Annotated in this window: 7 protein-coding genes; 1 reads left to right on the forward strand and 6 read right to left on the reverse strand. The window is 48.0% G+C overall.

Features of this window, described 5'->3' with window-relative positions; all coding sequences use genetic code 11:
* Positions 1 to 292: 292 nt before the first annotated feature.
* On the forward strand, positions 293 to 1,291 hold the full coding sequence (locus tag F0364_RS28590) for a glycoside hydrolase family 43 protein (RefSeq protein WP_153801251.1): 999 nt from the start codon (positions 293 to 295) through the stop codon (positions 1,289 to 1,291).
* Between the two features lie 22 nt (positions 1,292 to 1,313).
* Here the strand turns inward: F0364_RS28590 and F0364_RS28595 are convergent, their stop codons facing one another.
* The 6 genes from F0364_RS28595 to F0364_RS28620 all read right to left on the reverse strand — a co-directional run bounded on the left by F0364_RS28595 (position 1,314) and on the right by F0364_RS28620 (position 12,147).
* Positions 1,314 to 4,925 carry a BamA/TamA family outer membrane protein gene (locus F0364_RS28595; RefSeq protein ID WP_153801252.1) on the reverse strand — a complete coding sequence of 1,204 codons (3,612 nt, stop codon included), beginning with the start codon at positions 4,923 to 4,925 and terminating at the stop codon, positions 1,314 to 1,316.
* Between the two features lie 550 nt (positions 4,926 to 5,475).
* A complete protein-coding gene (locus F0364_RS28600) occupies positions 5,476 to 6,987 on the reverse strand; it encodes a hypothetical protein (RefSeq protein ID WP_153801253.1) in 1,512 nt (503 codons plus the stop codon).
* Positions 6,988 to 6,990: 3 nt separating this feature from the next.
* On the reverse strand, positions 6,991 to 8,652 hold the full coding sequence (locus F0364_RS28605; RefSeq protein WP_153801254.1) for a hypothetical protein: 1,662 nt from the start codon (positions 8,650 to 8,652) through the stop codon (positions 6,991 to 6,993).
* A 199-nt stretch (positions 8,653 to 8,851) separates the two neighbouring features.
* Positions 8,852 to 9,190: a hypothetical protein gene (locus tag F0364_RS28610; protein ID WP_153801255.1), complete on the reverse strand. Its 339-nt coding sequence runs from the start codon at positions 9,188 to 9,190 to the stop codon at positions 8,852 to 8,854.
* Positions 9,191 to 9,251: 61 nt separating this feature from the next.
* Positions 9,252 to 10,829 carry an eCIS core domain-containing protein gene (locus F0364_RS28615; RefSeq protein WP_153801256.1) on the reverse strand — a complete coding sequence of 526 codons (1,578 nt, stop codon included), beginning with the start codon at positions 10,827 to 10,829 and terminating at the stop codon, positions 9,252 to 9,254.
* 163 nt (positions 10,830 to 10,992) lie between these two features.
* The gene (locus tag F0364_RS28620) at positions 10,993 to 12,147 is read right to left on the reverse strand and encodes an eCIS core domain-containing protein (protein ID WP_207632942.1); all 1,155 of its coding nucleotides are present in this window, start codon (positions 12,145 to 12,147) and stop codon (positions 10,993 to 10,995) included.

Here is a 12,147-nt window from a genome sequence, read left to right on the forward strand (position 1 = left end):
AGCCTCACCGGGGTTTCCGTTTCAATCCCTCACCCGAAAGCCCGATACGGGTTACAAGTTGCCGGTCTGTTCTCAAATCTACCCTGCGGGAAAAGCTGCGCAGCGAATTCAACAGCACAAGAGTGCGACGCAAGTAAAGCCTCATTCTTGTTCCTGGTGCCGGGCCCATAAAATTTCTTTGGGCTGTATGCAATAATGTATACCAAATTTTTATTGGTTAGCTTGCCACGATGCGTAATGTATTTACCCTTTAATTTTATAACATTGCTTTTTTCGGAATTAAATTAACCACATGAAAAATGCCTGCCTTACTACACTGGCTTGCTGGTTGTTTTGCATTACCCTGTCTGCACAGCAAAACAGTAACAGTGAAATAAAAACCCATGTTCCTTTAGATTCTATTGTTTTAAGCGACCCTTTTGTACTTGCCGACCAGCAAACAAATATGTATTATATGACTGGCACTGGCGGCATGCTATGGAAGAGCAAAGATTTAAAGTTCTGGGATGGCCCTTACAAGGTAACGGCTACAGACCCGGCCTCGTGGATGGGGCCCAAACCAATGATATGGGCTGCCGAAATTCACTTTTTTAACAACAGGTATTACTATTTTGCTACGTTTACCAACCGTGATGTTAAGATTGATACCGTTAAAAATAATGTGATAGAACGCCGTGCCTGCCATGTGCTGGTAAGCGATAAACCGGATGGCCCTTATGTACCCATGAAAGACCCTGTTTACCTGCCTGCTGACAAACCTACACTGGATGGCACTTTGTGGTTTGAAAACAACAAACCTTACATGGTATACTGCTACGAATGGTTGCAAAACCTGGATGGCACCATTGAAAAAATTGAGCTTAAACCAGACTTAAGCGGCGCCATTGGGGAAGGCAAAGTGTTGTTTCGTGCCAGCGATGCGCCATGGAGCCGTGAGAAAGATGAACAAGGCAACGACCGGCCAAATAAGGTAACTGACGGCCCTTACCTTTTTCGTACCGCAACAGGCCGCCTGGGCATGATATGGACAAGCTGGGTGTACGACATTTATACGCAGGGTGTTGCCTACTCCGAAACCGGTACGCTGGACGGCCCATGGGTGCAGGAACAGGAACCTATAACACCTGCCAACTACGGCCATGGCATGCTGTTTAAAACTTTGGATGGCAGGTTGCTCATGTCGCTGCACAGCCATAAAAACGTTAATGGCCGTACATTGCGTAAACCACATTTTTTTGAAGTGGATATATCGGGCAACAAACTGGTAATGGGTAAAGCTTATATACCTTAGAGCAACTTAAATGTTGTATGCATTAAAAACGCATGCCCATAGTTACGTAGGGATACACCCCTTCTTTAGAACCACCCAGCACAAACTGTATTACCGCTACACGTGCAGGGGCAAAATATAAGCCGCCACCGCCGCCTTTGTGCCAGGTGCTGGAGCTTTCATTATCCTCCCACACACGGCCTATATCAAAAAAGCCCATCATGCCGAACTGGCCAGGCAATATGTAGCCGCCAACATCGGCTAGTTTTATACGCAGCTCGAGATTATTATATAGGCTGTATTGCCCGGCAAAACGGAATTGACGGTAACCCAGCAGGTTTTCCTGTCCGCCCAAAAATAATGACTGGTAAAAGGCTGTTTTGCCCACTGTAATGCCGCCGCCAATACGCTCTGCCAATACAATAGTTGACTTTGTATTGAGGCTTTTATACAGCGCCACTTCAGGTATTATCTGCGCAAATGCTTTGGAATAACTGTTCAGACCGCTGTAGCCCTGCACCCGTATGTTTACATAGCTGCCCCAGGCCGGGAACACGGGGTTGTTTCGCTTATCGCTGGTAAAGTTTACAATTATGCCAGCATGCATCCTTGTTTTATCTATGGTACTGCTATCGTAAGATCCTATTTGAGACGTGCTGTTGATAAAGCGCCCATCATTATCGTCCTTATCAAACTGATAAGCCTGGTAACTGGGGCCAACGCTTAAACTAACACCTTTGTTGCCACGCCAGCGTACGGCAGGGTCAAACTGGTAAATACTGAAACGTGTGCGGTAAAACCGTTTAAAGTTGCCGGTTTTGTTGAATACAGATTCGTTACCGCGGCCATAGAAATTAATGGTGTTATTGGGCGCCCTTACTACGGCCTGCATTACAAAATCTGCATTGCCAAAAGCGTCAATCCACTCGCCGCGGTAGGTGGCACGGTAGGCCTTTGTGGAGAAGGAATGCCCTGCTATTACCTGCTGCATGCTGCTGTAGGGCGTTTTTCTAAAACCTTCCTGCCTGGTATGGCGAAAACCAAGTCCAAACAAAAAGCCATCATCTGCATTAATGCCCGCGGTAACCAGCGGCATGGTAACATTGTACAGGTTAACTGCTTCAAAAGCAGTGTGGGAACTGTCGTTAGAAAGATATTTTCTAAACCGGCTTTCATCACCACTGAACACCGCATTGCTTTTTTGTTCGTACAATTTAATCTTTTTGTCTGCCGCTGTTATAGTGTAATGCTTTTTACCATCGCCGCCTATGATGCGCAGTTTTATGCGGGATGACTTGTTGTTAATGATAATACTGTCATCTCCCTTAGATACATACAACCTCACTTCTTTGGTAACAGACGCATCGTATACTTTGTCCATCAGCTTATCCTTTACTTCTCCATCCTTGCTTATCTTATGCATCACAATACGCAACCCATCATCCGGTGTACCGGTAATCTCTACCAGTTCATTTTTATCGCTGGCACGTATATCCACAATCTTATTGATAAAACGGTAGTATTCATCCATCGCCCCAGGAATGTTGTTACGCCTTGCCTTGAGTGTGGCCAGCAGTTCGTTATGCCGCAGGTTATAGGCTGATGCGGGCAGCTTCTTCAGCGCGGCTTCCAGTACTTTATCGTTGAGGGATGCCACAAATTCGTTAGCCAGCTTCATCCACTCGTCGTAACTGAACTGTGAGCCGGGATAAGCATTGATAAACCTTGTTTTAAACAGGGAGTACCTCACATCACTGATGGTACTGTCAAAGCCCTGCAACGTTGGGGATATCCATCTTACCTTGGCCAGTTTAGGAAACCAGCCCTGTGCAACATGCAGCGCCTGGTCCCTGTCGCGGGGTACGGCAACATATTCTTTTTCTTTCTTGCTTTTATCTTTATCCAGCCAGCGCCATTGGTCTTCATGACGGTCCCAGTCGCCCACCAGCAGGTCCAGCATCCTTGCACGCAAAAACTCTTTGGACGCGTAGTTGTTATCGTTGTCTTTACCCAGGTTTTTAAGCATTTTGAAAGTGTTGTCGCTTTCGCCAAGCGGCTCCCTTTCTTCCAGCAGGCATACTTTGTTCACAAAGTCCGGCGCATAGTGGCCCAGGTTTTTATCGTAAGCTATCACGCCGATAACCGGGTTGGAGTGCGGCACTTTCACCGCATCGGCAAGTGGCGGCATTATTAAGGCCGAAAACGGGTGCTGAGAGCTCATGGCATCATCCAGCACATCACGGGCAAAGGTTTCCTGCAACTCTTCCGGCAGCAGGGCGTCAGGGTTTTTCTCTACGCTTCTTATCACCCATTCTTTACCGTTTTTATCCACCAGCCTCAATGACTTTGTCTGCATGCCACCGCCGCGCTGTATGGGTGTAAGGCCGCCATACAGTTCAGAAATGCGGATTACAGGCAGCCTGGTAGTGGCTGCCCACTCCTTCCTGAAATTTTCGCCAAATAAAGTGCGGTGAAAGCTGCTTACGCTGTCATAAACCGGCCGCACCTGCACATCAACACTATCGGTGGTGGCAAGCGCATACCTGGCAGAGTCTTCCATCTCTTTTACTGAAGTGTAGGGTTGCAGGTAGGTAAACGCGTTGCGCATGCCGGTATCCGTGTAAATGTAATAGGTAAACCTCATGTTGTTGCCTTCCAGCAAATCAGCGGTAACATAACCCTGCTGCGCATCAGCGAAGAGGGCATCTTTTTTCCCCCTTACAAAAGTTCGCTTGGCGCCGGCCCCGCTTACTATTTGCGTTTGCTGGTTTTTTATAAACTGTAACCCATGTTCATGGCCTGCCACATGCACCATATTAGGGAAGTCTTTAAACACTCCATCCACCTGCTTTATCATGTATTTGTACAGCGGGTGTTTTAAATCTTCGGGATTGGTAAATGTAGAGCGCAGGAACGGGTATAATGAGCCAATAACCGGCAATGGGATGTAGAGGCTTTTATTTGCTGCTGTTAAAGGAAAAATATGGTCTTTGAACGAGAAATAGCCACCATGCGTTCCATAACTTTGAAACGGGTGGTGAGATGCCAGCAATATTACCTTGTACCTGTTTTTGTACAACAGTTCTTCCAGCCTTGCCGTTACCTCTTCTCTCGTTTTGCAATCACAATCGGCGCCGGGGTTTCTTTTGCTGTAGGTGTAAACCCACCACTCGCTGTCAAATGCAATGATGGTAAGGCTGTCTGACACGTTTATGGCTACGGGGTCGGGACAGCCATTCGCCGGTACCATTTTCAGTAAAGAATCCTGTTGCTCGTCCAGGTACTCCCACTGGCGTTTTATTTTAGCCAGCCCTTTTGGCCCCATCTTATCCCAGTCATGGTTGCCGGGAATAAAATAGACTGGCGCACCCTTGCTGCGCATGGGCTGGTATTGCGATTGTAAAATCTTTTTTGTTGCTTCTTCTTCAGCGCTGCCGGGTAAACCTATACCACGGGGGTAAATGTTATCGCCGAGGTACATTACAGATGTTTTGCCCGCAATAATATGGTTGGCTGCATTTTCAATAACAGCTTTCTGCTGATCATCCATTTCTCCGGCATCGCCAATAAATATCATGCGGTAGCGAATAGAATCCTGTGCATGAACTGAAAAAATAAGGGGTATTAAAAGCAGTAAGCAGATGGTCTTCTTCATAAAATTACTCTAATATAAGTTATTCTGTCGTTCGCTGGTACAACAAACATTAACCAGTGCCGGTCAATTATTATCCTGCAAAACTATAACGCAAATTGCAGGTTGCCAACCTGGTATAATGCCTGCAGCATATCATCCGCTGTTATTAGAATAAGTTTTATAAGCTGCGCTAAGCTACGTAAGGATTAGGGCAGACCGCGGTTGCACATCTTGCCAAAATAAGATGGGGTTGCCTGAATGAGGGTTGCGCCGGCACTATGGCACACAAAGCAGCAAAGTCCCCGCCTTTAAGACAGTGCTGTTACGTTATTAATTTCATTTGGAAAACCTGTCCACGAAAGAAGCAGCCCTGCATCACCACCGCGCCAGGGATTGCAGCGGATACCCCGGTGAGGGTTTTGTGCCAGGGCCTTGTGCCGGAGTAGGAGCACAACCTTCGTAAAAGCAACATTCAGTTGCTTTTACGAAGGTTGCGAACGTAGTTCTGCCCGGCGCCCTTGCGATAGCTTGGGCGGGCGCCCATAACATGCAAAAAAAAATATGACGGCTGTTACCATTTAGGCCCCGGGCCCATTTGCAGGTTGCCTTCTTCATCAAACCATGTACCATCGGGCATTCTTTCCCCCGGCCCAACACCCGGCTCGTCGCCCGGGGCAACAGGCGCAGCTATACGTGAAAAAAATCTTCCGCAGGCATCCATTTGAGCGGCCGGCAACGGAGTACCCTGTGTTATATAATTCTGCAGCCCCATGGCAACAAGATCTACCAGCATATCCATTATGGCAGTACCTATTACCGCTCCCCCCACAGCACCGGCTGCACCACCGCCGGCGCCACCAGCCACCGCACCGGGCGGGCCACCGGCCGCACCACCCGCGCCAACACCACCGGCAGCGCCTGAAGCCAGCCCTGTTAAGGCCCCCAGCCACGTGCCTAATGCAGCGCCTATGGGCAGCGAAGCACAATCAATATAAGCAATGCCCGCCAGCGCAGCCAATGCACCCACATCTCCCAGGGTATAATTGCTCCACTCAAAGCAACCGCCGCCACCCCTGTTATCGGGTGTGCCCCGTTTATACACTTCCTGCAGTGCGGTGTAAATATTACAGGCGCAATCGCTATACTCAACAATGGGATTGGTGCCTACCCCCGGGATAGGGATAAGATCTGCAATGCCGGCGCCGAAGCATAGGCAGGTTTGCGTATCGGCAATAATGTTGGGGTCAATCAACAAAACTGTTCTGAAAAAATCGTCAATGCCGCCGCAGCCCGGCGCCGGGGCTGGAGTATCTGTAACAGGTTCCGGGTTTTCAGGTACAGGCGGATCTTCGGTAACAGGCTGGCCGTGTGTGTAACGAACGATACCGATACACCTGTTAAAGGAAAGCGGCTCGCCGGTTATGGCGCCATGCGCATACAGGATAATATTGACATGGATATTCCTTTCCTGCAATACAGCCTCTATAACCTCTCTTGCTTCTCTTGCCCTTGCGCAGGACAGGTTTACATTGTAAGCCGGATCTCCTTCCTGGCTGGCTATGCCATGAATTTCGATGGTATCACCCTCCGTATAAGTTTGCGCATCTATACGCAGGTCGGTTTCGTTATCGCCGCTGAAAGTATCGCAGTTTTGGTTAAACATGTAACGCGGAGAGAAAGGTGGCTCAAATTCAGGCACGTTACAATCTGTCGGAACGCCTATTTGCTCAGCGCCACAGGCCCGTTGTACCATACCTGCACCTGCCGCAATAATGCCATCCGGCATTTCTTTACGTTGCACCTGCTCTTCCTTTTCGCACTCAGCACATTTGCGCTGTATTTTTTCTTCCTCTTCGCAAGTATGGCACTTACGCTGTATGTTACTTATAACAGGCGATGGCCTGAAGAAACTGCCACCATTAAAATTAGGCATGCGCATAATGGAATCAGCCACAGTATCGGCCTGCTGTTCATATACATCGCCGGGTTGGTTAACCTGCAGCTTTGGCTGAAAAAAAGCTGGCTTATTCGCCCTGGCGGGCAAAGCATTTACAGGCGTATGATGAACCGCGACAGCATTCATTGTTTACTTCTTTTTGTTTTCATCCCTAAACAGCAGTGGGGCAAAATCGAAAGCGCCAAAAACGGTAACGCTGCTGCCGGGCAAATTGGCATCCGGCGCTATGGGCGTAAACACATTGGGCGCAGCCTGACCGGAAACTTTATCGTACTGAAAACCAACTTTTATCATGTCGTAAAACACCAGCTTTGTTTGCAGGCTAAACAATTGCAGGGAGTTTTCGGCAAAGGGGTCCTGCAGGCGGTTGGTAAAGCCAATATCTATACCCGTGCGATAGGTATCTTTTTGGTCGGCCGAATACTGCTTATTATAAAGCGTAAGGTTAGCGCCGTAGTCAAAGCTGCCTTTTGCATCGCCGGAAGGAACTAATCCGCCTACCATGCCGCCAACAGTAAACTGCCATTGTTTATTATCAAGAATCTGTATTTCAGTGGCGGAATTTATGCGGGTTCGCAGGCTATCTGTATCCTTGCGGTAATCCAGTTCCGCATCCAGTTGAAAGAGCTTTAAACTGCCCATATTCTTAAGCACAAGGCCGCCACGGCCATAAGCCTCCATTACGCCCAGCGGGCCGGTAATAGCGCCGCCTTCCACCAGGGTATAAATGCCTTTGTTGCCGACAAACACACCGGCGAAATATTTGTCTTTCTGTTCAGGCTCAGGCTGCCCTTCTTTGGCATAGTTGCGTGAAAAATTAAAGAAGGGGTACAACTCAAAGCCTTTGTATTTTTTCTTCTCTTCCTCGTTCTTTGGGTACAGGCTTAGGATAGATGGAAAGTTAAGCCCCAGGTTAAAATTCAGCGAAGGCGCCTTGGCATCGGGGTTATTGCCCGACCAGTTGAAATCAATACCCGGACTGGGGTTAAGGAACGGTGACTTCCACCTGGGGTCCGGAATATTATCAATGCTAAACGGCCGCTTTAAGCCGCCTGGCATTTCAGTAAACGAGCCTACAAACGGGTTAATGATAGACACAAAATCTGCCTCCTTTCCAACAGCATACTGTATGCCTGCAATACCTGCCTGCAGTGCTATGCCCGTTAATAATATGATGCCCAGGTTTTTTATAACCAGGTCCGGTACTTTATCAGAAATAAACTTCTTTAAATCTTTGTGCAGCGCCAGCGAAGCCAGGTTGATGTAAGTATCAGAAACGCCGGAGAGTGATTCCGCCATTTTTACGCTGTCGCCAAAGCCAAGGTTTTTGTAGGGGCTTGTTTTGCTGTACACAATAGCATAGCTCAGGTTCCACATGGCCATAATCTGGTCTGACGCCAGCTTGCGGCTTTCGGTTAAATCGAAGATAAATGTGGCATGTGTTTTTTTATAATAAGCGTATGCATCCTTGTAGCGGTCTGGCAGTTGCAAAATAAGCTCATCAAATGTTTTTACTATTTCGCCGGTATCTATAAAGCCAACAGAAGCTTCTTCTTTTTTAGGTGGCGTTTCTTCCTGGCGCTGAACGTTGTTATTGCCCGTTTTTTGCACAGGGCTAAAAAAAGCAGGTTGGCCGTTTACTACTTTATCCGCTACCGCATCAGCTTGTTGCTCATGCACATCACCCGGCTGGCTAACAGCAAGCTTTGGCTGAAAAAAAGGCTTGCCCGCCCGGTTGTTTTGCACAACCGGGGAAATTTTTCTGGCCTTGTCTGCTACGGGAAAAGACATGTAATATGTAAGATGTTTTATGTACGATGTTAGATGTACCATTTGCCCACTGGCCATTTCCTACTACCCACTTACCATTTTTTGGATACCAGCGACAGTATTTCATGGCATCATCGTTGCGTCGCAATCCTTTCATCGTCCGGTTCTTTGGGCGGCTGTTTAGCCCTGGTAGATAGCCCCCGCACACAATACGAGCACACTATTCCCCTGCCAGTTGTATGGATTCAATCGTAATAAAACAGGGTATATCCACCGTTACCGGTTGCTCTTCCAGGGATGGCTTTGAAAAGGGTGTATGCTCCATGACAATACCTGTAACTGTTACTTTTTTCCCTTCAAAACGCTGCACCTCTTCCTTTGGCCGAACAGCTTCTTCCTTATAGGGAGGCAGGAGTATTACCTCCAGGGAATCGCTTACCACTATTTTGTAATAGCCGGAGCCATCTTCCTGCCCGCTTTTGGATAGATTACTCCTGGCGTAAGTGCCTGTAAGGGTTACTTTTTCGTTAGTGCTGAAACCGGTATCGTTACTGCTCATACAAACAGGTGTGTTTTTAAGTTATACAGCAGCCGCCCAACCAATATGCGGGCAGTTACTGTCATTTCTTTTCAATTACCATGGTGGTAGGCCTGTCCCCATGCTGTTTTGTGTCATGGTGCTGTTCGTGAAAAGTTTGTCCGGCTTTGGCCGCAGTGCCATACATCGCAAAATCCCACTTGTCATTTTCCACATTGCCGGGCACGGCATAGTTTTCCAGTGTAACTGTATCCTGCTGGTCGTTGCTTTTCATTACTACCCCGGCCCAGTGGAAATTCCAGGTCCTTACCCCCGGATATTTAGTGCCGCCGGATGACATGGTATAACCCTGCCCAACGGCCGGGGTGGCATACTTGTTAATTTCCAGGTATTTGTCTATTTCTTCCCGCTTGGAGGCAGACATTTTATTATAGAATGACATCATGATTTCTCCATACTGATCTACTTTCGCCCAGTAAATAGTGCCTTTTGCCTCCTCATCTGCCCCGGGTGCAGCCGCATTATAATCGGCTTTTGCCGTGTCAATTTCCAATTGCTTGGCTGCAGCCCTGGTAATTACGTCCATAATTTCGGTTCGGCTTGGCGCTGTGGTTGATGGCATAGCAAGCCAATTGACAAGCATGCTGGTCATTATTTCGGCTTTCATTAACGAAGGTGTGGTAGCTGATGTTCTTGCCTTGGCTTTGGTGATGGGATTATGGTACAGTGCCCCTCTTTTGTTGCCCCCTACCACTACTGCGCAACTTGTGCCGCAATCATCCGGCATTTTCATGCCGCCCCCCGATGTGGAATTCTGAGTGTTTTTAGGAGAAATTTTCTTTAACGTGTTTGTTTTACTTCCCTGTGATACATGAAAATCTGAACTTTCTTCCACCAACCGTATGCCCGAACCAACCGCATTTAATAAGATATTGGATAGAAATGCTTTACCGGATTGAGCATAGAAGTCGTGATTGGGATAACCCACCCTGACAGCCATGGTAAGGTCATCTGATATCCTGTAATCATTACCCATGGCGGACCCGGCAGTTCCGCCTGCATTAAAATATCTTTGTATTATGCCATCGCCCTCTTTAGCATGTATAGTGCTGCCCTGCTGTATGGTATGCGTAAGCTCATGCGCCAACAGCTTTTTACCTGCATCTGTTTGCGGTGAATACTGCCCGCTGTTAAAAACAATATTATTGCCGGTAGTATAAGCCAACGCATTTACCGATTGCGCTGATTTTGCGGCAATGGCATCCGTATGTACCCGCACATTGCTGAAATCAAAACCAAAGCGGGGCTCAAAAAAGCTACGGCTTTCATTTGACAGGGGTTGTCCGCCGCCAAGCCCCGACACATAGCTATCGAGCAGCAAACCAGAAGTGTTTTCACTGTCACTTTTTTCTTTGCGTTGCAACTTTTTTTCTACCTCCTCACAATGTGCACATTTACGTTGAACAGCATTTATGGAAGGCTTAAAGAAAGGTTGGGAAATGGCATCGGCACCGGTACGCATTACATGATCCGCCATGGCATCGGCCTGTTGCTCATATACATCTCCAGGCGTGTTAACCTGTAGCTTCGGCTGAAAGAAAGATGAACTTACAGCCTGCTTTGCCATGGATGGTGTAGATTGTTTTTGCGTAAGGTTCATAGCCTGTTTTATTTAGTTGCAGGTTACCTGTTTTGAGAATGTAATGCTTCGCTTAACTGTCGCCACGAAGCGATGCAGCAGACGCTGTGCGACGCAAGTAAAGCCTCATATTTATTCCAAAGCCGGGCCCATAAAAAATATTCAACTGCCGCAAGGCATGTTGTTATGTTGCCATTGCCCTTATGCTGTTGCAAAAGGTATCGGTAACCTGTGTACTGGTTCCGCTATCCATAACATCGGGGCCGCCGGTATGCGCTAATATGCCGGCCACATGTCCAAGTTCATGCGCTATGGCGCGGCGCTTGCCATGGTCTATCGGCATTACTATATATGGATTGCCAGTGTATTCTGAATCAAAATCTGAAGAAACAGTAACGCCGCCACCGGTACGCGGCACGTTATCAACTACCAGCATGGGCACGCCCCTGGCGCCGGAGAAGGTGGTACCTTCGCCCAATGTTTCCGCATCATCAGTATAATCCCAGGCGCCGCTGGCATCTCCCGCAGGCCTTGCCAAACCGGGGTCAAAGTCACGATCGCCACGTAACAGCGACCAGTTAAAATCGAAGTATAAATTAACACAGCAGTTTCTCATAATCTCTTTCGCAGCGTTAATCTTGTCGCGTAGTATGCGCATGGTTTCTTCTGTAGCCCGCCGCCTGAAAAAAGCGGTTACCCATAAAGTTTTGTTACCGCCTGCGCAATCTGCACAGCGCCCATCACTACAGGTACGCTGCACATCCGGAACAGAGGCGCCCTGTTGCACAACATGCGTAAGCTCGTGTGCCAGCAACCTTTTGCCTGTATCTGTTTGCGGGGCATACTGGCCGCTGTTAAAGACAATGTTGTTGCCGGTTGTGTAAGCCAACGCATTTATTGATTGCGCAGATTTTGCCGCCACGGCATCCGTATGAACTCTTACGTTACTGAAGTTTTGCCCGAAACGGGGTTCAAAAAAACTACGGGTTTCATTGGGTAACTGCTGCCCGCCGCCCAGGCCCGATACATAATTATCAAGCGTTGCACCAGAAGAGTTTTCACCGCTGCCTTTTTCTTTGCGCTGCATCTTTTTTTCCTCTTCCTCGCAATGTGCACATTTGCGTTGCACCGCACTTAAGGACGGCTTAAAGAGAGGCTGAGGAGCAGCACCGGCCGGCATGCGCATTACATGGTCAGCCATGGTATCGGCCTCCTGCTCGTAGCTGTCGCCAGGCTTGTTTACAGTAAGCTTTGGCTGTATTAATGGATGAAAAAAGCTGCCCGCTTTGGCGGAAGCTTTATCCTGGTTATTCTTTGAAAGGTTTTCACTTTTAAACAT

Origin of the sequence: Foetidibacter luteolus (assembly GCF_009650435.1) — a bacterium.
In the GTDB taxonomy this organism is placed as follows: domain Bacteria; phylum Bacteroidota; class Bacteroidia; order Chitinophagales; family Chitinophagaceae; genus Foetidibacter; species Foetidibacter luteolus.

Bases quoted from the DNA above. Each gene is read 5' to 3' on its own strand.
- F0364_RS28610 (WP_153801255.1), bottom strand. From the start codon at position 9,190: ATGAGCAGTAACGATACCGGTTTCAGCACTAACGAAAAAGTAACCCTT.
- F0364_RS28615 (WP_153801256.1), bottom strand. From the start codon at position 10,829: ATGAACCTTACGCAAAAACAATCTACACCATCCATGGCAAAGCAGGCT.
- F0364_RS28600 (WP_153801253.1), bottom strand. From the start codon at position 6,987: ATGAATGCTGTCGCGGTTCATCATACGCCTGTAAATGCTTTGCCCGCC.
- F0364_RS28605 (WP_153801254.1), bottom strand. From the start codon at position 8,652: ATGTCTTTTCCCGTAGCAGACAAGGCCAGAAAAATTTCCCCGGTTGTG.
- F0364_RS28620 (WP_207632942.1), bottom strand. From the start codon at position 12,147: ATGTTTAAAAGTGAAAACCTTTCAAAGAATAACCAGGATAAAGCTTCC.
- F0364_RS28595 (WP_153801252.1), bottom strand. From the start codon at position 4,925: ATGAAGAAGACCATCTGCTTACTGCTTTTAATACCCCTTATTTTTTCA.
- F0364_RS28590 (WP_153801251.1), top strand. From the start codon at position 293: ATGAAAAATGCCTGCCTTACTACACTGGCTTGCTGGTTGTTTTGCATT.